The sequence below is a fragment of the Clostridium sp. UBA2485 genome (assembly GCF_002341865.1).
In the GTDB taxonomy this organism is placed as follows: domain Bacteria; phylum Bacillota; class Clostridia; order Clostridiales; family Clostridiaceae; genus Clostridium_J.
The window spans coordinates 12,289-38,443 of the sequence record NZ_DDOV01000112.1; the positions used below are offsets into that span (position 1 = coordinate 12,289).

Genomic DNA, 26,155 nt, shown 5'->3' on the forward strand with positions numbered 1-26,155 from the left:
TTTTTACTTAGAATTTGCTCTATATTGCTCTATTCCTGCCTTTTTAGCCATAATATCTAGTTGGTTTCGTATATCTTGTAGTCCAGCTTCTGGGTTTTGTTTCGTCCATTTTTTCCATATACTATTCCAATTATCTCCTAGTGGGCTATTATTTGTGTGTATTCCATTGTTAGCTTTTAACCTATGAGTTCCTTTATCTAAATCAAAATAATATTCGCCACTATTTATGTCTTCTATTCCATGTTCTTTAAACCAATCATGATATTGTTCAGGTAATCCATGGTGAACCTCTCCAACTGGGTCAGTTCCTGTATACTCCTTCCACTTAGTCCTTTGTATTTCAGTTCTACTAGTTTTAGCCGCTCCCTCAATAGCATTTCCCTTCTTATGCCCAAACAACTGCAGGTTAATTCCCTTTTCAAAAAGACTCGATTTTTTAGGTGTTAGGCTTATACGATCCCCAGTACTATACCCTAAACTCTTAGGGGATTTTATAACTCCTTGATTTTCTATAGGTAGTTTAGTGTTAAGGCTTTGTGGAGTGTTTTTTAGTCCACCAAACATACTTCCAGAACTTGGTTTTACAGCAGATACAAGCTTTGAAATATTTTTCATAACAGCCTTAGCATCTTGTACTGCTTGTTTTTTGAAACTGGCTGTTACTTCTTTAAATACCATTTTTGCTTTTGGTATTACTATTTTTTCCATACCATATTGGAAAACTTGAGAACCTGCTTCAGCTGCCCCATATTTTACGCCTTCACTTATTGCTTTGGGTACATTTATGTCTCCGCCGTTGTATATTATGTCACCTATTAAGCTATCTACCATTGCAAAGGCTGTCATTCCTGCTATCATTGACACTGCATTTAAGCCGGCATTCATAACATAATATCCGTATCCATATGCAAAAGTTGCTCCTGCTAAGGCTCCTACTCCCGCTGATTTTAGATAGGATTTTACACCTCTGTTGATTTTTCCGTCATCCATATAGTCAGCTACTAAATTAAGTCCAGCACCTGCTACTGCTCCAATTACTCCTCCTATCACATGCCATGCTATGTGTCCCGTTGGGTCATAATATTCTATTGGATTGTTATGACAGTAAGTATATAGATTTAAACTTAATGGATCTTCATCTTTTCCTCTATAGGTATCTTCTTGCATAAATCTTGCTGTTACAGGATCATACATTCTAGCTTTTAAATAGTACTTGCCAGTTTCACTATCATATTCATAGCCTGAATATCTATATGGATTATCTATAGAGCCTGTTTCCTCTAAAATGTTTCCAAAGGCATCATAATAATAGCTCGCTAATATATCTCCATTACTATTTAAAAGTTTTGTTACATCACTATGACCATTATACATATAGTAAGCAGTTATATCACTATCTTTTTCATTTATAGTTCTGCTTATTAAACTTGTTCCCCAAACATTTCTTGCTAACTCTTGTCCATCTTTATCTGTTTCTAATATAACATTATCTCCCTCATATAGGTAGTTTGTTATATTACCTTCTATGTCTTTTAGTACTCTTAAACCTTCAGCATCATATCCATTTTTAGCTATAGTTTTGTTATCTTTTCTAACTTCTATTAGCTGATTAAATAGATCATATTTATAATCTATTTGCTCCTCATTTAAAGAACTTATAATTCTTGCCCCTATTAATAATTCAGATGGCTCTATATTAGTTGTTTTTTCAGCTATTTGATTTCCATTATTATCATACTTAAAGTATTTTTCTGAAACAACTATATCATTTTGACTTGAAATTATAGATAACAGCCTATTTTGCCCATTATATATATATCTGTTTAAAAGAGTTAAATCTTTATCTATGACTTTTTCCGTTTCTCTATTTCCTGCCAAATCATAGGTATAAGATGTTGTTTTTCCTATTGGTTCTTTTACTGAGAACAATCGATTTAGGTTATCATAGGTATATAGCGTTGTTCCTTTTTCATCATGTTTACCTATCATATTTCCTGCATTGTCGTAGGTATAGCTAAAGGATTCTAAAATCTCACCAACCTTTTTAGTATTTGTAAGATTTTTTAATCGATTATTTCTAAGATAATCATATTCTTCCTTTGATCCATCGGGATATATAGTACACTTTTTATTTCCATTTTCATAGTATTCATAGCTAGTTGTCTCACCATTTGATATTACAGTCTTAAGCCTATTTGCACTATCATAAACTTTTTTTACTGCGTTTCCTTTTGGATCAGTGGTTACCTCTGCTCTTTCACCACTAGGAAGTCCTTCTAGTGAATCATATATAAATGTACTTCTGCCAAATTCAGGTACTTCTTTTGATATTGTTCTATTTAAAAAGTCATATTCTCTTTTTATTGTACCTTTATTATCTGCAACAGTTAATTGATTACCATTGTTGTCATAGGTGTATGATATATTTATATCTTCTATTGTTTCTAAAATTTTTCTTCCATGTATATCATAACTATATGAAGTAATCTTTCCATTTTTATCTTTTTTGCTTTTTACATTTCCATCACAGTAATAAGTATAACTTTCTATCTTACTATTAAATTCATTGTCTACATCTATTCCATTTGGATCTATTATTTTTGTAAGCTTATTAGCAATATTATATTCATAGGTAGTTCTGTTACCTTTTCCATCTGTTTGAGATGCTTTATTGCCATTGTTATCATAAGTATAGCTTGTAATATTTCTATTTGCATCTATTACTTCTGTTAACCTATTTAATTCGTCATATCTAAATTCTGTAATGTTTCCATTTCCATCTGTCTTAGATTCAATATTACCTCTATCATCATAAGCTTGCTTAGTAATATTTCCAGCTGCATCAGTGGTAGATATGAGTCTATTAGCTTTATCATACTCAAAAGCATTTACATTATTTAAAGCATCATAAGATTTATATTGAAGATTGTTTTCTTTATATTCTAATCTCTCAATAATATTTCCTAATCCATCTTTTCTTTCAATCAATCTTCCAAATGCATCATAGGTATTAGATTTTACATTTCCTAACCAATCAATTTCTTTAGTTATATTACCATCTTCATCATACTCATATCTAGTTTCATAAGAAGCAGAATTATTACTTGTATTTCCATCTGATATAGATTTTGAAATTACTCTATTAAGTCCATCGTAAGTATACTCTGTAACATTACCTTTTCCATCTACCTCAAATCTCTTATTGCCATTCTTATCATAGCTAGTTTTAGTAGTTATGATTTCACTATTGTCTTCTTTAGATTGAGAATTTGATAATGGTCTTCCCTCTGTATCATAGGTCATTACATTTATTTTACCTGTGCTGTCTTTTCTATAAACATTATTTCCATCTAAGTCATATTGATACAGTACTACATTTTCTTCTATTGAGCTGTCACCATTAATTATAGCTTTTCTAATTTTGCCAAAGATATTGTATTCAATATTTGAAACAACATTACCATTTCCATCTATTTTACTTGTAAGATTTCCTTTTAGATTATAAGTGTTTTTCTCTAATTCTTTTTCTTCCAAAGTATTAGATATGGATTTTTTAGATAATACTTTTCCTTCTCCATTATAGCTATAAACTATACTATTTCCTTTAGCATCTGTTTCTTTAATTAAATTTTTTAAGCCATCATATTTATACTTCTTAGAAAACTCAAGTCCATTTTCTTTTGAAACAGGATCTAATTCTTCCTGAAGCATATTACCTAAGTTATATCTAAATTCTTTTCCATAAGCATTTCTAATTTTTTCTTCTTTAGATTCTCCTTCTGCATTTTTATAAGCTAGTCCATCAACTTCTTTTATTACATTATCACAGACATCATACATATAAGCTTTTATTACTATATATTGTGATCCCATTAATTTTTCTTCTGTAACTACTCTTCCTCTGCTGTCATAAGTATACTTTGTTTTAGAAGTTGATACCTTATCTTTAGGAGTAGTTTTCTCTATAAGTCTTCCCATTGTATCATAGACATAATTCGTGATCTCATCTTTAGCATTTGTTTCGCTTAATAACAGCCCTTTATTATCGTAAGAATACCTTTTTACATTTCCATTGTAATCTGTTTCACTTTCAATCTGATCTAAGCTATTATAAGTTATGTGTTTAGCTGCTTCTACTTTATTTCCATTTTCATCTACTAAAGTTTTACTCTCTGATATTTTTCTATTTTTGTTATCATAGGAATAGGTAATTTTATTTCCGCTAGCACTGGTTTCTGATATAAGGTTTCCATTTTTGTCATATTCATACTCAGTCATAATATCCATAAGTGTCTTATCACTTATATCATTGCCATAAATATCACACTTTTTAATATACTCATATTTTTTGAAAGGTAATCCAAGCTTATTATTAGCATATCCAATAATGATAAAGTCTCCTTCATTTTCTATATAGCTAAATTCTTTTGATAGGTTGTTATCTTTATCATATTCATATTCTTTTCCTCTACCTTCGTTATCATATTCTGCCTTTAACATTCCATCTTTAAAATACTCATAGTTCTTTTCAAAGATTTCCTCAGGTATTTCTCCTGAAAATACTAGGTCTTTTCCCATGGTTTCTTTTATTAGATTACCATTTCTGTCATATTCAAATCCCTTGTATATATATTTTACATCACCATCTTCATCTTCAAGTGCTTCATATCTAGAACTAATTTTGTTTAATCCATTATATTTATAGTAACTTGTATTTCCTCTTGCATCTCTTTCATAGGATATATTACCTAAAGCATCATAGCTCTTTGCATAGGCAGTTCCATCTGAATTTATAACTTTTACTTCCCTATCTTTATAATCTGTAATTACATAGGTTTTTATATAGTTATTTTCATCAAGGTAATTTTTAATAGCTTTTTTAGTACCTATGCCTTTTACTGTATTGACAATTTCATATTCATATTCTTCCAATAAAACAGCATTTACATCTTCACTTTCCTTTATATACTTTTTAATTGGTCTATTTACACTATCATATTCATAGATATATATAACTCCACTTGGCAGCTTTTCATATATTTTATTTCCATAGATATCATAATCGTATGTTGTTTGGTTATTTTCTTCATCTATAATAGTTTTTATATTCCCATTGTTATGATAGGTATATCTTACTCCATGATCTCCATTATAAGCATGGGAATCAATATTATCTAGTGAAGCATTATAAAGATTTGGTGAAACCTCTTTTACTTTTCTTCCTAAAGAATCATAAACTATTCTTGTAGTTTCTTCTCCACCTTTAACAATACTTCTTTCTAAATTTCCTTTATTATCATAGGTAAATTCTTTTTCTATTCCTTTTGCTGATTCAGACTTAATCATAAATCCAAGGTCATTATAAGTATTTTCTACAGTTTTATTTTCAGGATTTGTTATAGATTTTTTATTACCATATCTATCGTAAGTATAAACTTCAACTCCGCTTTCCGGATTTTTTACACTTTTAACTAATCCTTTCAATTTGCATCCATCATTAATGGGGTCATTTGCATCATAATACTCATAAGTTGTTATTGCTTCTTCATTATTGTCATTTGGATTTACTTTTTCTATTTTCTTTGTTAAGTTTTTCTTTTCTTTATCATATTCATAGGAAATATTACGTACAACTGTCATGTCAGCTTCTTTAATAACTTCTTTTACAATATTATTTTTCTCATCATATTCTCTTTCAGTTACAGTTAAATCTGGATTTACCTCTTTTATAATATTTCCTTTTTTATCCCGTGTATAAGAAGTAACATTTCCCAATTTGTCAAACTTTTTAACTACCTCTTCAACTTCACTTACCCCTTCATCATTAGCATCATACTCCATTATGGTTATTCTGCCTTCTGGGTCTGTCTCCGCTGCTAAAAATAAACTTATATTATAAAGCTGTTTTGTTATTCTTCCCTTGGAATCTTTAATTTCTAAAACTCTATTTTTATTATCATAGTTATAAGTTGACTTATTTCCGTAGTTATCTGTTTTTTCTTTTACTTTACCTTTATTATCCGTACTATCAAAATATGTAATAGCTTCTATAGTTTTTCCTGCTTCAATTACTTCTGATAGCTTTTTATTAGCGTCATATTTATATTCATATAATGTGTTCCCATTAAAATCCACCACACTAGAAAGTAATTTATTTGAGTTATAGTTATATTGAACTATTCTCTTTATGGTTCCATTTACAGTTTCAAAAACTTTTACTAAATTTCCATCTTTATATTCAAACTCATAAATTTTTCCTAGTAAGTTGTCAATTTTTTTCACAGTTCTATCACTATTATAGTGAATTCTTAATGCATTATCATTTTTATCTTTTATAAATGATAATAACCCGCTGGCTGTATACCCATATCTGCTTTGATTTCTACCTATAAGTTCATGAGTTCCATCACTATTTTTAATAAGTTCATTTCTGTTATCGATAGGTATATATTTTCCACTTTCTTCCCTAAAGCTTTGTACACTTCCATCAGGCAGTGTTATGGTTTTACCTTTAACTTCATATTTTGCTTCTATATCCTTTATTTCCGATTCAAAGCTTAATCTCCATCCATTTCCTAAAGAACCTTTAGTTGTACTTTCATTGGAATTATAAGTTCTTTCTAAATTTACTTCTAAACTAGGAAGTTCTATTTTTATATCTTCGAAAGTTTTAGAATAGTTTCCAGTAATACCTGTTTGACCTTCTTGTCCTAAAAGTTTTTTAATTTGATATTGATAATCTGTAATAAATTTATTTACTGGTTTTTTAAAATCCTCATAATTGCTTCCACCACTACCTATACCTATAAGATCATCCATAGATTCAGTAATATCTTCCGCAAATATAGGTTCATATTTAACAGTAGAGTTATTTGATATTTTATCTCCACTTCCTTGAACTTTATTGTTTTCATAAACATATGGACCATCTGAAGCTCCCCAATAGTTATGGGTTGCATCTATTATTCTCTCAATGCTGGTCAAACCTATCCCAGAATTATTTTTAAATGAGTTGTACGTAATAGTGGCACTTTTAATTTCGCTATTAGACCAAACACCATATTCATTATTATGAATTTTATTATATTGTATTTTAACTTGTCCATTATTGATGCCAATTCCTTTACCACAATTTGTTATAATAGATGAATATATCTCTAAAAGTTTATTAGTATTTGACATGACCCCATTATATTTACAATTTGAAATCTTTGAACCTGAAATAGTAACTTTACTATTTCCTAATATATATATACCATTTTGAGATTCATTATCTATTGATTTATTTCCAGTGATAGTAACACCATCTATGTTTATATCTTTTATATTATTGTTACTTACATATACTCCATACTCTTCAAAGTTGGATATTTGTGAATCATTGTATAAAAGTAAATTAGCATTTTTATTATCTATATAGATTCCTGACTTACAATTTTCAATTTTTACTCTTTCTAAATCAATGTTTGTAGACAAATTTTTGCTATCACTAACAAAATGATATATACCATCTTCTTTTACATTGTTTATCTTTACAACAAATGCTTTAATACTATTTGTTGTAACTATTCCATACCTAGCATTAAATATATTTGAATTAGTGATTGTCATTTCATTGCTATAATTTAGAAGCCCGTAATCATCCGTTGTTTGTAGTGTACTATCGTTAATATGCATTGTTTTATAATTCTTAACTAATGAGCTACTTCCACCTGAGCGATATAATTGTGTATTTTTTAATACTGTTGTTCCTGCATTTTCAAGCATAGGTATAATTTCATCTTTTGTACTTTGCCCTCCATATTTAATTACTGAATTCTCAGAGATAAAATTACCACCTGTATAAACAAGAATGCCTTTAAAAAATCCATCAGTTACATTTTTAATTGGAATATGTCCTACATAATCAGGATTAGGCTTTCCTATAATTGTCTTTCCCTCTGCATTTAATGAGGTTATAACAACCTTATCAGTAGACTTTCCCTCTAAAGATAAACTTCCTAGCACCTTTATATCTCCAATAGCATTAATCTTTGTACCTTCTGTTATTTTTACTGATTTTTTTCTATTAACTGCTAAAACACTATTTACTACATAATTATATTTACCTTTAGAAATAGTTGTATTTATATTTAATGCACCATCTATTAAAATACCATCTATGGTGTTGTCACTTATTACATTGGTACTGTCTTTTGGATTTATAGTTTTAAATAAATCTGTATTATTTTCTTTAATAGAGGTTATATTTATTTTTATAGCTGCTCCTATACCGTTTCGAACTATATTGGCATCTGTCATCTTATTATTTTTAATTGTATTTTTAGTTAAAAGAATATTAGATAAATAATTTGCAGTTATATCTATTCCTGAACCACTATTATTTTCTATAATATTGTTGTCTACTTCTATTTTTCTACCAGTGTTAACTGATAAAATTTGATGCCTTTGAATAATATTAATAGCTGTAGAACTATTTTTAATGGTATTTCTTGATATCTTCATAATTTTACTGCTTTGAGACTTATTATTTAATTCAATGATATCTATGCCATTTCCTTGTAAAGTATTTCCTTCAATTAAAACAGCTCCTAAGCTATTGCTAAGAACTATACCACTTTCAAAATCATAAAGTTCATTATTTTTTAAATTTATATCTTTGTCACCTTTTATTGCAATTCCAGTATAAACCTTACCAATGTATTCACTGTCTTTATATTTACTTTTGTCATAGAGCTTAGAATTTTCTAAGGATAATCTTCCTTCAATATCTAAGAATCTTTTACTTGAATATGCTCTTACATTCTGTCTTTCTACATAAAAATTAGTATAACTAGCATCTAGAGTCCCTGTGCTCTTAACTCTTATTCCAAAATGTTCACTTATATCAGTGTCCATCCTTTTATCAGTAAAAGTAATTTGTTTACCACTTGAGGAACTGCATTTTGATATCAATTTACCCTTTACTTCTATTCCACTGGTAGAGTCTATATCACTGTTTGAGTTATCTTGCGTAAACTCTATTCTTGCCCCTTCCTCAATAGTTACTGTAGCATTTTCTGCAATTTCTACTACCTCGGATATCTTTATTACATCTCCAGCTTTCCACACTTCATCCTCAGTTATAATCCTTCGACTTTCTTTGTAGAACTTTAAAGATAGTGCAATTGCCCCTGAACCAGTTTCATCTCCAGATAGTTCTCCATTAGTCATATATTCTGGTTCACCAGCTCTTGTTGTATCCGATAATAGCCAATATTTGATTTGATAACCATAGTTATTTCCACTTAATTTAACCCGTATAGCCTTTATAGGGTATCCATCTACTCCGGCAAGTTCATTGTTCTCTTTCCATTCACTCCATCTTTCATTATAATAAACTTGATATTCTATCCCCATTCCTGGATAATTCTTTAAAGTTTTAGGGCTTAATCTTAAATTGACTTTCTCAATTTGGGAACCTTCTTGAAAACCCATAATTCCATCTACAGAATATGCCTTCTGACCATTTTTACCAAATAGCGCCACTTCAATTTCTGGGCTTTCATGTGAAGTCCCTTCATTAGGAGCTGCATATAATTTTATATTTTTTGAATTAATAGGTTTTTCATGGTTATTTAAAGATGTATCACTAAGTTCCTTTTTTATATCTTCAGTTTTAGTTTCTTCCTTTTCACCAGGCTCCTTATTTTCATCCAATAATTTCTTTTCATCTAATTCTTTATGTTCATCTTTTTTTAATTCTGATTTTTCTTCCTCGACTATAGTTTCATTATTTTCTATATTTATATTTTCATTATATATTTCATCAGAATTTAAATTTTCTTCTACTTCAGGCTTAGTTGTTTTAAAGGATTTTTTTTCACTCCATTCACTATATAAATCATTATTTTTATACCTTAATCTATAGGTATAATTTTCTTCTGGCACTACACCTTTGTGAAAATAAAAATCTTTCTTTCCAACTTGCAGTATAGTTCCGTTTATTTCTAACTCATAATCAAAATCTATAGACTCCTGCCATCTTATTCTTATTAGATAAGGAGATATCTCTTCTATATCTTTTATTTCCGGACTGTTAAAAATTTCATTTTTTGAAGTTAAAGGATCTTTCTCTAATTCTTCAATTAGAGATCTTTCTGTAGAATCTTTAATTAAAGTTTCATTATGAAGTTTTTCCTCTTCAAGTCTCTTATTTTCTTCTATTTTTTTTAATTCTAATTCTTTTTCTGTATCTTTATTATTTTCTTTATCATTACTAGTTTTTTTTATAATAGTAGCTAAACTACTAATTAAATTAGGTGATATTTTAATATACTCACTTGTCATAGCTAATACTTCTTGGCTATATGAAAATATCATAATAAATGTTAATAAAACCGCTATGATCCTCTTATGCTTATCTATCATACTTCCTCCTCAAATTTAATAATTATATTAAAATCTATATAACCGCTATATAAAAACACATGTTAAAATAACTACAATTTTTATTTAAAAGTAATCCATCTTTCGAGAGAATAAAGCTTATTATTACTCCCGAAAGATGAATTTAATCGATAACTTTATATCTTTTAATTAAAAATTGATTCTATGAATTATTTTATGTTTAAAATATACTCTACCATTTGTTCTGTTATAATACCTTCTCCCCCGAGAATCGTCACTGATATATTATTTTTAATATCTTTGATATATTGTTCTGCATTGTTTAAATTTTTATCATCAATAAGAACTAGTGGTGCTGATCTTCTTGCAGCATATATACTTCCAGCGCCAGCATCTGCAAAATTAAGTCCTGTAGTTAATACTATCTCCTTTGGACTAGGTTTAAATTTAATGTTTATATTTTTGCAGGTTTCATATCTGTTATTACCGCTAATTCTCTCAAAGTCTTTATCCGTATAATTTAATTTTGCTTTTATTGTATTAATAACAGTATTAGATACTGCTCCTTCCCCTCCAACAATATAAATCTTTGAAGGCTTAATACTTTCAATATAGGATAAAAGTTGTGAATTAATATTGTCTTTATTAGTAAAAACTATAGGCCAATTATTTTCTGCTGCTATAGGAGAGATACTTAAAGCATCGGCAAATCCCATTCCATCAGTAAGCACAATTGGTGTATTATATTTTGCATATACTTCTTTTACTATGTGATAATTGGTAATAAATCTATCTGCTCCACTTAATCTCATAATTTTAAAATTCTTTGAGCAATTTTCTCTTAAATACCCAATAAATTCATCACTTATTAGACTATCTCCACCAATAATATAAACTTTTGCATCCTTCTTAACTCTATCTTTAATAAAGTCAAAGAACTCTTTTGATGTAGGGTCTTTATGATAATCTTTATTTGTGTAAAGTATAGGTGCATTAATTTTTTTCGCAAGTACAGAGGAAGATATTATTCCTGAAGAGTCAGCACCATTAGCTATAACTATATTTTCTATTTCATCTTTATAAGCTTTTTTAGCTATCTCTACAGAAGTATCAATTCTATCTTTTCCAGCTATTCTTTGTTTGAAGCTGATTGGTTTAACCTCTCCACCTTCTTCACCACTTCCTGAACCACCTTCTGTTCCTTCATCTGTTTCATCATCATCATCCACATATGTATAATCATCACCTATTAATTCTGTATTAGGATAATAAAATTCCAAAATTTCTTTATACTCTTTTCCTTCTTTTGCTCTATTTATTGCTCCTTCTACACTTAGACCTACACCGTGACCGATACCTTTTCCTTTAAAAGTATACAAATCTTTATTATTACTTTTACTTACAGTTACATCAAAATAAGTACTTAAAAAACTTCCATTAAGACTATGTGGAAAGAATTTTAATAACTCTTCTCCGGTAAGATTTAAAACTTTTTCATTGTTATTTACATCTTTATACCTTATATTTAAAGATTTGATTCTCCCACTAGGATATTTCTCAATGGTATTTAAATCTATTTGTAAAAATTCTTTCACATTTAATTCTTTATATTTGGTAGTTAAGATATTATTTAGCTCATCATAACTTAAAGAGCTATTCCATTCTTCAGTATCATATGTATCCTTTTGATTTTTTAAATATGGTATATCTTCACCAGTAACATTAACTAGCTCTTCTGTTTGTCCACCATTGCTTAAGCAATAATAATCCCTTAAATATCCACCTTTAAATAATTTATCATTATCATTTTGTAAATATTGAAGTTTTGATATTTGGGTCATTTCATCATATACTTCTGTTAATTTATCGTTTTCATCTATTAAATATGGAAATATACCACTTTCAATATCTGTCATATCACTATCTTTAAAGATACTAAATATTCCACTATTTATATTTGACTCTGCAAAAGTTCTTGCAATGATTGCCTCTGCTCTTATTACTTCTTTGCTAGTCTCTTTACTGAGGGTATTAATATTTGAGAATATATGCATTTGTGGCAATACTTTTCTTACATATTGATCAATATTCATTTCATTGATAATTGTCATAGATTTATCAGTACCATCTTTAAAATATAAATTTCCGAACATATTGCCATAAAAGGGTTTGTCCACTAAAGTTATGTAACCTTTTTCACTTTCGCCTATTAAGGTTATAGTATTTTGATTTTCTAATAATATTTCTTCATTTTCTAATATATCAAAACTAGAATTTTTACTTTTAATAGTATATTCACTATTACTTTTTAATTTTTTATCACTTCCTTTTATAGCATAATCATTACTTACTTTAATTACTATTTGATTTATATCTTTTAAGTTTTCTAGTTTTATATTAATTTTATTTTGCTTTGATGAAGTACTAAGCTCTTTATTACTTTTCCCATAAACAATAATGTTATTGTTTAATAAAAAAAAGCTTACTAACAATATTATTAATAAGTTTTTTCTTTTAATCTTTTTCACTTTTTCACCTCCAAATATATGATAAAATGCCAAAATATATTCTATTATATATTTTATATAAATTCAACTATTTTTTGAATAATATTTAATATTATTTTAATTTATTCAAAATTATTGAAAAAATAACCATATTTTAAAAATAAAAAAGTCTAATAACATAAGTTATTAGACTTTTTTATCGAAATTAATCGATACACCGCATAAGTATAACTGTTCCACTATCAAAGGTTAAGGATACTTCTTCTTCAATAAATTCATTTGACAATGTTAAATTATCACTTAAACTTAAATAATATGAATTAAGTTCATATTTTGCACCTTTTATAGTTAGATTTTTTACATCCTCTTTAAAGGCTATTAAAGAAAAACATTCTCCTTTTTTCCCTCTAATGATAGTAGGGGTATTTATCATTGTAATGCTATTATTCTCATCTACTATAGAAGCTTTTATATTTTTTTCTAGCGCTTTATATAATACGCATAGATTCCCAAGAAAATGATCCATTCTACTTCCTGTACAACCTAGAAATACTATGTCTTCAGCTTTAAGATCTATAGCCATGTTTAGGGCAAGTTCTGTATCAGTAAAATCCTTTTCACTTGGAACAGTTAAAATTTCTGTTTTATCTTTAAAATAATTTAGTACCTCTTTATCAATTGAGTCAAAGTCCCCTAATAGAATTTTAGGAATTATTCTATATTTATACAGACAATTTGCTCCACTATCTGCTGCTATTATTTCATAGCCTTTTTCAATATAGATATTTAATATCTCCTCACTTGGAGCTTTTCCTCCAGATACTATTGCTATTTTCATACTAAATTCCTTCTTTTAAAAGTTTAATATTTTTTTCTATTTCATTGTTTTTAAACACTGCTGAACCTGCAACTATTACATTTGCACCAGCATCTACCACAGTTTTTATATTTGCTGCATCTATTCCGCCATCAACCTGTATCATCAATTCTTTATTACAGTTTTCTGCTAAGACTTTAACTTCTCTTATTTTCTCACCACAGTAATCTATATACTTTTGTCCTCCAAATCCAGGGTTAACAGACATTATAAGTACCATATCTACCTCTTTGATTAAATGCTTTATACTACTTACTGGTGTAGCTGGATTTAGTGCTATTCCTGCTTTAATACCAAAGCTTTTAATATAGCTTATAGTTCTATCTAAATGTCTATCTGCTTCTGCATGAACAGTTATGATATCTGCTCCAGCATCCACAAACTCTTTAATATATCTAGCTGGCTCCTCTATCATTAGATGAACATCAAAGGTTAACTTTGTATATTTTCTTATAGATTTTATTACTGGAAATCCAAAAGAAATATTAGGTACAAACATCCCATCCATAACATCAATATGAATCATATCTGCTCCATATTTCTCTAAATTCTTTACTGCTTCACCTAAGTTTGCAAAGTCAGCAGATAATATTGAAGGTGATAATTTTATCATTTTCTGTTCCCCCTACTTATAATCTCTTCTAAGGTTTTTATATAAAATTCATATCTACTCTTGTGAATTTCACCTTGTTCAACTGCATTTTTAACACCGCATTTTGGCTCTTTGTAGTGTACACAATTATTAAACTTACAATCATCTCTATATTCATCAAATTCTTTAAAGCAATATTGAAGTTCTTCTTTACTTATAAAATCTAATTCTAAGGATGAAAATCCTGGTGTATCTACTAAAAATCCCTCTTCTACCTCAATAAGCTCGCTATGTCTTGTGGTGTGCTTACCTCTTTTTAGCTTGTCACTGATTTCTCCAGTCTGCATAACTTCTTTTCCAATAAAACTATTTAATATTGTAGATTTACCAACTCCTGAGGGACCACAAAATACACTTATATTATCTTTTATTTTCTCCTTTAGCTTATCTAAGCCTTTATTATTCTTAGCTTCTAAATACAATACTTCGTAACCAGCAGATTCTAATTCATCCTTTATGCTATTTTTATCTTCATCTACTAAATCCATTTTATTAAAGCATACTACTGCTTTTAACCCATTATACTCACATAAAAGTAAAAATTTATTTAGTAAATCCTTATTTAAGTCTGGATGCTTAAAAGCAAAAACTACAAAAGCTTGAGTTACGTTTGCTACTGCCGGTCTTATTAGCTCTGTTTTTCTTTCGTAAATTTTTTCTATAGATACAGAGTCTTTTTCAATGGAAATTTCAACATTATCACCAATCATCGGTGTTAAATTGTTGTATCTAAATTTCCCTCTAGCCTTGCATTTATATAACTCTCCATTTACGTTAACGTAATAAAGTCCACCTATACCTTTAACAATTACTCCATCCATATGTCCTCCAAAACATTACTGTTTATCTTGATTTGGTTCTGTTGGTTTTTCATCTTCTTCTATTTCTTTTGCTTTTACTGTTAATTTTATAGTTTCTCCTTTAACCACCTTAGTGCCAGGTGTTATATTTTGAAATTCAACTATATCATCATCATTTCCTGAAACCTGTACATTTAATTCTAAAGATGCTGCTAAATCTTTAGCGCGCCTTACGGTTTCTCCTGTAAAATCAGGTACTGGTATTTTCTCTGGTTCTGGCTCCTTATATTTGTAATAATTTACACTTATTGTTTCTTGTTCTTTTACCTTTGATCCAGGCGCATGACTTTGATTGAATATTTTTCCATCTTTAGTTATATCATCAGTTATTACTGGTGACTTATCTCCTAAGTTAAGATTTGATACACTAAGTACACTAATTGCCCCGTCTATAGTCATATTTGTTAAATCTGGTACTTTAGTATACTTAATTGAAGAACCTTTACTTACAACTATATCAACAGTATCATCTTTCTTAGCTGAAGCCTCTGGCTGAGGATTTTGTCTTATAACAGTTCCTTCTGCATAGGTTTCATTGTTTTCTTCAGTTATCTTACCTACTCTTAATCCTTTGCCAACTATTTGATTTTGCGCTTCTTCCGAAGATATATTTCGTAAATCTGGAACTTTAATCTCTTCTGGTCCTTCACTTAAAATAACCTTTACTTGAAATTTCTTTTTAACTGGAGTCCCTTCATTAGGTATACATTTTATAATTGTACCTTTTGGTTTATCATTTTTTTCTTCTCCATCTACTATTAATTCAAGCCCTAAATCCTCTAACATTTTTTTCCCTTGCGCTTCAGTTTTTCCTACAATAGCTGGAATTTTTATTTCATTAGATTTACCTGATTTAGGATTAAATATTTTAGAATATATTGTACTTGAAAAAACTCCTAGTATTAATACAAATATAGTAGCAAAAGAAATGATTATCATCTTCTTTTTCTTTTTATCTATACTCTTTGAACTATTTTTTCTCTTCGGCTCTTCATCTTCATCATCAAACTCATCTTCGTCATCAAAGTCTTCATCTTCAAAATCATTTTTTTTATAAGAAGATTTTATTTTATCAACTTGAATAGGGTCCATAACTCTAGTATAATCTTCCTCTATATTAGTGTTTTGTACTATAGTATAATCCTGATTATTTTGTATCTTCCTTAAATCATTTAATATATCTGTAGCAGTTTGATATCTTTTAATAGGATCTTTTTCAATTGCCTTCATTATTAAATTGCTTAAACCAACAGGAACATTATAATTTATTGCACTTGGCGGAATTACTGGTTCTTGAATATGTTTTAAAGCTATTGAAACGGGACTATCACCATCAAAAGGTAACTTACCTGTTGTCATTTCATAAAGCACAATACCAAAAGAGTATATATCTGTTCTAAAATCTACCACTTTTCCCTTTGCTTGCTCTGGTGAAAAATAGTGTGCCGATCCTATAACTTTGCTTGTATGGGTTATAGTATCCGTATTAGAAGCCTTAGCTATTCCAAAGTCAGTAACCTTTACAGTTCCATCCTCTGTCACAAGAATATTGTGAGGTTTTATATCTCTATGAATTATGCCATTTCTATGAGCACATTCTAAGGCCTTTGCAATTTGTATTCCTATAGATATTACTTCCTCATAAGGTAAATTACCTTTCTCATGAATTACTTTCTTTAATGTCTTTCCATTTACAAGCTCCATAACTATATAATTATATTTACCTTCAACACCTACATCGAAAACATTAACTATATTGTTATGAGAAAAGCTTGCTGTTGCTGCAGCTTCTTTTCTAAACTTATCCATAAATTCAAAATTTGTAGTATATTCTTCTTTTAGAATTTTAACAGCTACATATCTATTTAGAAGACGACATTTTGCTTTATATACTACTGCCATGCCACCTTCACCAATTTTTTCAATTAGTTCATATCTACTCCCCAATATGGTTCCAATCATCTCCGCACTCTCCTTTAAATATGATAACTGAGATGTTATCTCTTCCGCCTCTTTCTTTACTTAACTGTATTAATTTTTCACAGCTTTCGCCTTTACAATTAGTAATTATATCATATATTTCTTCCGTAGTTACTTCATTAGTAAGACCATCTGTGCATAGCAATACTTTATCTACACTATCAATATCTAATTTATAAACATCTACCTCTACAGATGGTTTTGTACCAATAGCTCTAGTGATTACATTTTTATTCGGATGATTCACAGCTTCTTCTTCGCTGATTGTTCCATTGTCTAGCAGTTCTTGAACTAAAGAGTGATCTTTTGTAACCTTCACTAAAGAATTATTGCACAATGCATAACATCTGCTATCTCCTACATGCCCAACTAATAATGTATTATCCTTTATATAGCAAACCGTTATGGTAGTTCCCATCCCTCTATAACTTTCATTTAATAGGGCATGTTTATATACATTATGATTTGCTTTATTGATAGCCTCAACTAATGTTTTTTCTGGTTCTTCATCTTTATGTTCTTTTATATATCCTATAACAATTTCTAAAGCAAGTTTACTTGCAACCTCTCCGGCATTATGCCCACCCATACCATCAGCTATACCATAAATAGCCATACTGTCTTCTTCAAAGTATCCAACAAAGTCCTCATTTAAACTTCTTTTGTTTCCAACATCAGACTGTATCCCTATTAATCTCCCCATTCCTATAACTCCTTTTTCTCTAAATAACTTCTTCTAAGTTGTCCACAAGCAGCATTTATGTCTAAGCCCATTTCCTTTCTAACTGTTGTCTCTATTCCATTTTTAATTAATATATTTTTAAATCTATTTACATCTTCTAAATTGGCTTTCTTTAAGCTACTTTCTTTTATTTCGTTTATAGGTATTAAATTAACATGACAAAGCATACCTTTTAAAAATTTTGAAAGCTCCTGTGCATTTTCTATGCTGTCATTAACTCCTCTTACCAATGCATATTCAAAAGTAACTCTTCTATTAGTTTTTTCAATATAATAGTTACAAGCCTCTAATAATTCTTTAATAGAATAAGCCTTAGCAATAGGCATAGTTTGCCTTCTTAATTCATCATTTGGTGCATGAAGTGAAATTGCTAAAGTTATTTGTAGATTTTTATCTGCTAGTTCTTTAATTTTAGGAACAATTCCGCAGGTAGATAAGGTTATATGTCTTTGTCCTATATTTAGACCATATTCTGAATTTACATTCTCTAAAAATTTTATTACATTATCAAAGTTATCTAGTGGTTCCCCACTCCCCATTAAAACTACATTTGAAATTCTGTCACCTAAGCTCTCTTGTGCCTTAATAACTTGACCTAATATCTCTCCACTGGTTAAACTTCTAACTACACCGTCTATAGTGGATGCACAAAACTTACATCCCATTCTACAACCGATTTGAGTAGATACACATATAGAATTCCCATGACTATATTGCATAACTACAGATTCAATTAGATTGTTATCTCTTAATGCAAAAAGATGCTTTCTAGTATCTCCCGCCTTTGAATTGTAAGTTTCAACTATTTCAGGTACACCTACATAAAATTTATCTTCCAATTTTTCTTTTAAGCTCTTAGGTAAATTCTTCATATCTTTAAAGTCATATACATATTTATATATCCAATCAAAAACTTGTTTTGCTCTAAATTCATTTTCATTATTTTCCTTCATCCATGATTTAAGTTCTTGTAAGTTTAAGTCTAATATATTTTGCATAATGCACCTACCATATTCTACGTATTTTTGCTATGAAGAAACCATCCATGTATTTGTTTGGCAATATGGTTGCATATCCTTCTTCACTATATATTACGTTATCTACATTTCCATAAAACAATGGTTCTAATTTAAAGCTAGGATGATTTTTTAAAAACCATTGTATGTTATTTTCATTTTCCTCTTTGTTTAGTGTACAAGTGGAATATAATATAACTCCATCCTTTTTTACATACTTTGCTGCATTTTTCATAATCTCTTTTTGTATTTTAACTATTTCTTTTAACTCTTTAGAAGTTTTAGTATATTTTATCTCTGGTTTTTTCCTTATAATTCCAAGTCCTGAGCAAGGAACATCAATAAGTACTCTATCTCCGCTATCTTCCAGTTCACTGTTATATATAGTAGCATCTAAAGTACTGCAATTTATGTTTTTTATTCCTAATCTCTGCACATTGGAAAGAATTAGTGACAATTTATTTTCATGAATATCAAAAGCTAATACTTTGCCAGTATTATTCATAATCTCTGATATATGAGTAGTCTTTCCTCCTGGTGCACTGCATAAATCTAAAACTGTCATATTTTCTTCTATATCCATTGAAGGTGCAACTAGCATGGCACTTTCATCCTGCACTGTTACGTATCCATCTTTAAATAATGGATTGGCTTCAATACTTCTTCCATTTACCACTCTAATGGCTTCAGGGGAAACATACCCTTCCATTATATCATATTTATTTTTCTCTAAAGCTTCAAATACTTCCTCATAATCTCCTTTTAATGAGTTTACTCTTAATGTTATAGCTGGCCTTTCATTTAAGCCCTTCAGTATGTTTTCTGCATTATCCATTCCATAGTGGCTTATAAAATGCTTTATAAGCCACTGTGGAAATGAATAGTGAAAAGCTAATTTTTCTATTTCATTATCATTGTAATATTGCTTATCTAAATTCCTTAAATAATTTCGTAAAACTCCATTTACTAATTTAGAAGCACCTACTGATACATTTTTTTTAGTAAGGTTCACTGCTTCATTCACTACTGCGAAATCAGGAATTTTATCTAAATATTTTATTTGATATATTGAAATCCTAAGTATATTTAATACAAAATTCTCTAGTTTATTAAAATTTTTTCCTGTAAAGTTTTGAATAATTTTATCTATTGAATATTTATATTTGATAGTACCGTATACTATCTCTGTAACCAATGCTTTATCTACTTCACTTAAATTACTATTGTTAAGCTCTAGTCCTAAAACAATATTAGAGTAAGCTTTATTAGTAAAGACCTGACTTACTATTTCTGTTGCTATTTTTCTAGCGTTACTCATCGTCTTACCTCTATTTTCAATTATTTAAACATCTGAAAGAAAATAACAAGTCCAAAGATGCTTTAGATTCCATTCATAGTCCTCTATGAGTGGGTTCTGACAGCACAGTATGATGTAAAAAGGCTAACATACTGACTTGTTATTTTTTCAAGATATCTTAATCATTTCTTCTACTTAAAAGTATTAATCTAGCTAATTGTGCAAGTGCAGTTATCACTGCTGCTACGTAAGTTAATGCTGCAGCATTTAAAACCTTTTTTGCTCCATTAATTTCATCACCTACTAAAATACCCTTAGATTGTAGCACTGCAATTGCTCTATTTGAAGCGTTAAATTCTACTGGTAATGTTACTACTTGGAATAAAACTACTGCTGAGAATAATACTATACCTGCTGTAATTAGGGGTTTAATACTAAAAATTATTCCCATAAAGAATAATATCCAAGAAGCATTAGAACCTAAACTAGCCACTGGTACTAGAGCTGTTCTTAATCTTATAGGTCCGTAGTTTTCTTTATGTTGAATGGCATGACCTATTTCATGAGCTGCCACTCCTATAGATGCTAGTGAAGTTCCTTCATAAACTTCCTGGGATAACCTAACTACTTTCTTTTCAGGGTCATAATGATCAGTTAATTTCCCCCTTACCATCTCAATTGGAATGTCAAATAATCCATGAGCATCTAAAATGATTCTTGCTACATCCTTACCTTTATATCCCATAGAGCTATAAATTTTAGAGTATTTGTTGAAAGTAGATTTAATATTAAATTGTGCCCACATAGCAATTATTAGCGCTGGAATCAAAATCAACATAGTAGGATCATAATAATAACCATAATAACCGAACATAATAAAACCTCCTTATTTTAGTTTAGTTGTCTTTTTTAAAACTTTGTAATATCTAGCATTCTTTATTTAAGATGCCCTAATTGAGAATTAAGTATTAATACTAAAGATTTATAAATAATTATTATTCTAATTTTAATTCTTATTCTTTATTTTTATTTCTTAACTCTATGTTTTCTTCAATTTTATTTCCTTTAATATACTCAGATACTTCTAATGGCTTTTTATTCGGGAATTGTATTTTCGTTATTAATATAACTTTATCTTTTGTTGCTACTCTAATTCCTTCATTATTTACCTTTAAAATCGTTCCTGGTTTTTTACTACTTTCTTCTTGTAGTAGTTTAGTAGATATTACTTTCATCATCTTATCTTCATAAAAAGTGTAGGCTATTGGAAAAGGATTTAATCCTCTTACAAAATTATGTATTTCTACTGAGGATTTATTCCAGTCGATATTAGCCATTTCTCTACTTAACTTATGAGCATAACAACTTTTTGAATCCTCTTGCTTTTCTCCTGCAATTTCTCCCTTTGATAACTTTTTTATAGTTTCTACGAGTAGAGAACTTCCACTTTCCATTAAAACATCATGAAGCTGTCCAAAAGTCATATCTTCATCAATCTCCACTTCATTTTTTAAAAGCATATCTCCTGTGTCTAATCCTACATCCATAAGCATAGTAGTATTTCCAGATTTTTCTTCACCTGCCATGATTGCATAATTTATAGGTGCTGCACCTCTAAATTTAGGAAGTAATGAAGCATGAAGATTTATACATCCGTATTTAGCAATCTCTAAAACTTCCTTTGAAAGTATCTGCCCAAAAGCAACTACAATTATAAAATCTGGCTCCATTTTCTTAAGCATATCTATCATTTCTGGTTCTTTTCTTAAATTTGCTGGCTGATAAACAGGAATATTATGCTCTAATGCTACTTCCTTAACTGGAGACATTGCTAATGCCTTCCCTCTTCCTTTTGGTCTATCTGGTTGAGTAAATACAGCCATAACTTCAAATTCATCAATTAGTGCCTTTAGAGATGGTACTGAGAAGTCTGGAGTTCCCATAAATACTATTTTCATATTATGCCTCCTGTTCCTTTACAATTTTATCTATATAAAGTATTCCATCTAAATGATCAATTTCATGACAAAAGGCCCTAGCAAGAAAATTTTCACCTTCTAACAATATCTCTTCACCTTTTTCATTCATCGCTTTAACCTTAACATATTTAGGTCTTTTAACCTCGCCTTGTTCCCCTGGAACACTTAAGCATCCTTCTATATCTGTAACTTCTCCTCTTTTTTCAATTATTTCAGGATTTATTAAAACTATAGGACCATCTCCTATATCTACAACCACTACTCTTTTTAATATTCCCACTTGCGGTGCTGCAAGTCCAACACCATTAGAAGCATACATGGTTTCTTTCATATCATTAATTAAAGTCAAAAGTCTATCATCTATATTTGTCACGACTTTGCTTCTTTTTCTTAAGACTTCATCTTCTTTAGTTCTAATATTTCTTATAGCCATCTTTTCTCTCCTTTATAGCATATTATTTGGATTTACATCTATACTTACTCTTATGTCATTATAAACATTACTTAATTCTTCATAAATAAAATTTTTAATTCCAAGAGCTAAATCTTCGCTAAAATTTCCTTTGATTACAATTTGCCATCTATAAGCATTTTTTATCTTTGAAATACCACACGGACAAGGTCCTAATATTTCAATTTTATCATTTTTTTCTAGGTGAAACCTTAATTTGTTACATATATTTTGTATATTTTTTATTAATAGATCTTCCTTTTTACTACTAAGGTTTATACACATAATTTTAGTAAAAGGAGGATATTTAAGAATCTCCCTAAGCTTAATTTCTTCATTATAAAAGCCCTTATAATTATTCTCTACAGAACATTTTATGCTTAGATTGTCAGGGTTATAAGTCTGAACTACTACTTTTCCTTCTTTTTTTCCTCTCCCTGCTCTTCCTGATACCTGGGTTATAAGTTGAAATGTTCTTTCATTAGCTCGATAATCTGGTAGGTTCAAAGACAGGTCAGCTGCAATAATTCCAACTAAAGTCACATTTGGAAAATCTAAACCCTTTGCTATCATCTGAGTTCCTATCAGTATATCTGCTTCACCATTTTTAAAAGACTTATATATATTTTCATAAGAATCCTTTTGTCTTGTGGTATCAAAATCCATTCTCAAGGTTTTAGCCATTGGAAAAGCCTTTTTAACTTGAGCTTCTAATTGTTCTGTACCTATTCCAAAATATTTTACGTATTTACTTTTACATTTAGGGCAAGTTTTTACCTGTGGAACCTTAGCACCACAATAATGACAACTTAATGCTTCATAAGAATTATGATAAGTTAAAGATATGTCACAATTGTGACATTTAAACACATATCCACAAGATCTACAAGATACAAAAGTAGAATATCCCCTTCTATTTAAAAATAATAATATTTGATCCTTGTTTTCTAAGGCTTTACCTATATTTTCATAAAGCACTTCGCTAAAAATGGTTTTATTATTATTTATAAGTTCTTCTCTCATATCAGAAAGATAAATCTTAGGCAGCTTTGCATTATCTGCTCTTTCATCAATGGTTATAAGTTCATATATTCGTTCCTGTGCCTTATAATAACTTTCTATGGAAGGTGTAGCAGAACCTAAAACTAATTTACAATTTTCTATTGTACATTTTAATTCTCCAATTTCTTTAGCTATATATTTAGGATCACTATCGGACTTATAGCTTCCCTCATGCTCTTCATCAATAACAATGAGACCTAAGTTTTTAAAAGGTAAAAAAATTGCTGATCTAGCACCTATTGCTACCTTTACTTTTCCACTTTTTACCCTCATCCATTCATCAAATTTCTCTCCATCACTTAATTTGCTATGAAATATAGCCACATCTTTTCCAAAACGTCCCTTAAAACGTTCTACCATCTGTGGAGTTAGAGAAATTTCAGGAATTAAAATTATAGAATCTTTCCCTTTATCCATCATATTACTAACTAAATTCATATAAATTTCTGTTTTTCCACTACCTGTAACTCCATGAAGTAAAAATTTATTATTTTTAGAATTTAATATTATATCTACAGCTTTTCTTTGAACATCATTTAATATTTTTTTATCGTAGTTTTTATAGAGTTTGTCATTATATCTATAAATGATACTTTCTTCTGCTATTAAAAATCCATATTTAATTAATGTGTTTATAGAAGATAATGAAAATCCCATTTCTTTTGTAAGCTCTGTTTTATTATATATTCCATTATTCTCTTTTATAAAACTATAAATATTCATATAATTTTCTTTTAAATATTTTTCTTCCAAAGCTTTTCCTAATGAAATTACCATTTTAGTTTTAAACTTCATTCCTTTTGTAATACCATTAGGTATTATTACCTTTATACATTCTAAATAAGTACAAAGATATTTTTTTCTCATTGTTTCAATGAGCTCTATATCCTGTTCTCTTATTACTAGGAAATCATCACAGATTTCTTTTATTGTTTTCATTTTAGAAAAATTTTCTTCTTGTAAATCGTGACTTTTATAAAGTTTCATTACAAATCCATCAATAAATTTATTTCCTAATCCGAAGGGAACCTTTACTCTATGTCCTAAAGATAGCTTATCCTTTAAGCTACTAGGAATTTTGTATGTAAATATTTTATCAACTTTTATTGCCTCATTATTAACAATAATTCCTGCAAAATCATTCATAGTATCCCTCCTTTAAAACTAACTTTAAATATTATATCATTTTAAGCATATGAAATAAAANNTTTTACTCATAGCACCTAATTTAATAGAAGTTTTATCTCGCTTAATAATAGTTACCTTGTTACTGTCCTTACCAAAGCTATCAGTAATATCATTTGCAACAATATAATCCAGATTTTTCTTTTCTAATTTACCTGTAGCGTTTTTTATTACATCATTACTTTCAGCAGCAAATCCTACTAAAATTTGATGTTCTTTTAACTCTCCAAGTTTTTTTAGTATATCATTATCTCTTTCAAATTCTAATACTAGATTACCATCACTTTTTTTAATCTTTGTATTAGAATAATTTTTAATTTTATAATCTGCAACTGCTGCTGACTTTATAGCTATGTCACAGTTTTTAAAGTGATTTATTGCTTCATCATACATTTCCCCATTAGTTGTCACCTTAATAATATTTATTCCAAAGGGTGTTTTTAAGCTAGAAGGTCCACTTATCAATGTAACCTCCGCACCTCTATCTCTAGCTTCTTCTGCAATAGCATATCCCATCTTACCACTAGAGCCATTAGTAACATACCTTACAGGATCAATCGGCGATATAGTTGGCCCTGCTGTGACTAGAACTTTTTTCCCCTTTAGATCCTTTTTCTCATAAAGCTTACTAATAATAGTTTCTGCTATTAAATCTGTATCTTGAAGCTTTCCATCTCCAACATCTCCACATGCCAATCTTCCACTAGCTGGAGATATAAATTCATATCCAAAGGATTTTAGCCTATTCATATTATCTTGCACTATAGGGTTATTATACATATTAGTATTCATGGCTGGTGCAAAAATAACTGGCGCTTTTGTAGCCATTATTGTAGTTGAAAGCATATCATCCGCTATGCCATTAGCAACCTTTCCAATAATGTTAGCAGTTGCAGGCACAACCACTACAAGGTCTGCTTTTTTAGCTAAAGAAATATGTTGAATTTCCCAAGCCTTTGGCTCTGCAAACATATCTGTTATAACCATATTTTGACTTAATGACTGAAAGGTAAGTGGTGTTACAAACTCTGTAGCTGATTTAGTCATTATAACATGAACATTAATGTCCCTTTTTTTTAATTTGCTTATAACATCTAAAGCTTTATAAACAGCTATTCCGCCACTAACCCCTATAACAACTGTTTTTTCTTTTAACAT

The 26,155-nt window shown here is 29.2% G+C and carries 14 protein-coding genes; all 14 read right to left on the reverse strand.

All coding sequences use genetic code 11. From position 1 onward, the window contains the following. Positions 1–3 precede the first annotated feature (3 nt). The 14 genes from B3603_RS20470 to coaBC all read right to left on the reverse strand — a co-directional run bounded on the left by B3603_RS20470 (position 4) and on the right by coaBC (position 26,155). Positions 4–10,410 carry an RHS repeat-associated core domain-containing protein gene (locus tag B3603_RS20470; RefSeq protein WP_291568424.1) on the reverse strand — a complete coding sequence of 3,469 codons (10,407 nt, stop codon included), beginning with the start codon at positions 10,408–10,410 and terminating at the stop codon, positions 4–6. 188 nt (positions 10,411–10,598) lie between these two features. After that, positions 10,599–12,917: a cell wall-binding repeat-containing protein gene (locus B3603_RS20475; RefSeq protein WP_291568425.1), complete on the reverse strand. Its 2,319-nt coding sequence runs from the start codon at positions 12,915–12,917 to the stop codon at positions 10,599–10,601. A gap of 184 nt (positions 12,918–13,101) precedes the next feature. Next, complete coding sequence (locus B3603_RS20480) at positions 13,102–13,734, reverse strand: thiamine diphosphokinase (protein WP_291568426.1); 633 nt, start codon at positions 13,732–13,734, stop codon at positions 13,102–13,104. Position 13,735: 1 nt separating this feature from the next. Then, the gene (gene rpe, locus B3603_RS20485) at positions 13,736–14,386 is read right to left on the reverse strand and encodes a ribulose-phosphate 3-epimerase (protein ID WP_291568428.1); all 651 of its coding nucleotides are present in this window, start codon (positions 14,384–14,386) and stop codon (positions 13,736–13,738) included. Next, a complete protein-coding gene (gene rsgA / locus B3603_RS20490) occupies positions 14,383–15,246 on the reverse strand; it encodes a ribosome small subunit-dependent GTPase A (RefSeq protein ID WP_291568430.1) in 864 nt (287 codons plus the stop codon). Before rsgA ends, rpe begins: the two co-directional genes overlap by 4 nt. A gap of 15 nt (positions 15,247–15,261) precedes the next feature. Beyond that, on the reverse strand, positions 15,262–17,247 hold the full coding sequence (gene pknB, locus B3603_RS20495) for a Stk1 family PASTA domain-containing Ser/Thr kinase (RefSeq protein ID WP_291568432.1): 1,986 nt from the start codon (positions 17,245–17,247) through the stop codon (positions 15,262–15,264). Continuing rightward, positions 17,222–17,968, reverse strand: a complete 747-nt coding sequence (locus tag B3603_RS20500) for a Stp1/IreP family PP2C-type Ser/Thr phosphatase (RefSeq protein WP_291568434.1) — start codon at positions 17,966–17,968, stop codon at positions 17,222–17,224. Before B3603_RS20500 ends, pknB begins: the two co-directional genes overlap by 26 nt. A gap of 2 nt (positions 17,969–17,970) precedes the next feature. Then, positions 17,971–19,005, reverse strand: coding sequence for a 23S rRNA (adenine(2503)-C(2))-methyltransferase RlmN (gene rlmN, locus B3603_RS20505; protein ID WP_291568435.1), 1,035 nt, complete (start codon positions 19,003–19,005; stop codon positions 17,971–17,973). A gap of 7 nt (positions 19,006–19,012) precedes the next feature. Beyond that, positions 19,013–20,341, reverse strand: a complete 1,329-nt coding sequence (rsmB, locus tag B3603_RS20510; protein ID WP_291568436.1) for a 16S rRNA (cytosine(967)-C(5))-methyltransferase RsmB — start codon at positions 20,339–20,341, stop codon at positions 19,013–19,015. 157 nt (positions 20,342–20,498) lie between these two features. Then, on the reverse strand, positions 20,499–21,194 hold the full coding sequence (locus tag B3603_RS20515) for a zinc metallopeptidase (RefSeq protein ID WP_291568438.1): 696 nt from the start codon (positions 21,192–21,194) through the stop codon (positions 20,499–20,501). 139 nt (positions 21,195–21,333) lie between these two features. Continuing rightward, on the reverse strand, positions 21,334–22,278 hold the full coding sequence (gene fmt / locus B3603_RS20520) for a methionyl-tRNA formyltransferase (RefSeq protein ID WP_291568441.1): 945 nt from the start codon (positions 22,276–22,278) through the stop codon (positions 21,334–21,336). Between the two features lies 1 nt (position 22,279). After that, positions 22,280–22,732, reverse strand: coding sequence for a peptide deformylase (gene def / locus B3603_RS20525; RefSeq protein WP_291568443.1), 453 nt, complete (start codon positions 22,730–22,732; stop codon positions 22,280–22,282). Between the two features lie 12 nt (positions 22,733–22,744). Beyond that, positions 22,745–24,958, reverse strand: a complete 2,214-nt coding sequence (gene priA, locus B3603_RS20530; protein WP_291568445.1) for a primosomal protein N' — start codon at positions 24,956–24,958, stop codon at positions 22,745–22,747. Positions 24,959–24,994: 36 nt separating this feature from the next. Further along, the gene (gene coaBC, locus B3603_RS20535; RefSeq protein WP_291568447.1) at positions 24,995–26,155 is read right to left on the reverse strand and encodes a bifunctional phosphopantothenoylcysteine decarboxylase/phosphopantothenate--cysteine ligase CoaBC; all 1,161 of its coding nucleotides are present in this window, start codon (positions 26,153–26,155) and stop codon (positions 24,995–24,997) included.

What these genes read in the sequence shown, in the direction of transcription:
- B3603_RS20470 (WP_291568424.1), bottom strand. Translation starts at nt 10,410, where the DNA reads ATGATAGATAAGCATAAGAGGATCATAGCGGTTTTATTAACATTTATT.
- B3603_RS20480 (WP_291568426.1), bottom strand. Translation starts at nt 13,734, where the DNA reads ATGAAAATAGCAATAGTATCTGGAGGAAAAGCTCCAAGTGAGGAGATA.
- rpe (WP_291568428.1), bottom strand. Translation starts at nt 14,386, where the DNA reads ATGATAAAATTATCACCTTCAATATTATCTGCTGACTTTGCAAACTTA.
- rsgA (WP_291568430.1), bottom strand. Translation starts at nt 15,246, where the DNA reads ATGGATGGAGTAATTGTTAAAGGTATAGGTGGACTTTATTACGTTAAC.
- pknB (WP_291568432.1), bottom strand. Translation starts at nt 17,247, where the DNA reads ATGATTGGAACCATATTGGGGAGTAGATATGAACTAATTGAAAAAATT.
- B3603_RS20500 (WP_291568434.1), bottom strand. Translation starts at nt 17,968, where the DNA reads ATGGGGAGATTAATAGGGATACAGTCTGATGTTGGAAACAAAAGAAGT.
- rlmN (WP_291568435.1), bottom strand. Translation starts at nt 19,005, where the DNA reads ATGCAAAATATATTAGACTTAAACTTACAAGAACTTAAATCATGGATG.
- rsmB (WP_291568436.1), bottom strand. Translation starts at nt 20,341, where the DNA reads ATGAGTAACGCTAGAAAAATAGCAACAGAAATAGTAAGTCAGGTCTTT.
- B3603_RS20515 (WP_291568438.1), bottom strand. Translation starts at nt 21,194, where the DNA reads ATGTTCGGTTATTATGGTTATTATTATGATCCTACTATGTTGATTTTG.
- fmt (WP_291568441.1), bottom strand. Translation starts at nt 22,278, where the DNA reads ATGAAAATAGTATTTATGGGAACTCCAGACTTCTCAGTACCATCTCTA.
- def (WP_291568443.1), bottom strand. Translation starts at nt 22,732, where the DNA reads ATGGCTATAAGAAATATTAGAACTAAAGAAGATGAAGTCTTAAGAAAA.
- priA (WP_291568445.1), bottom strand. Translation starts at nt 24,958, where the DNA reads ATGAATGATTTTGCAGGAATTATTGTTAATAATGAGGCAATAAAAGTT.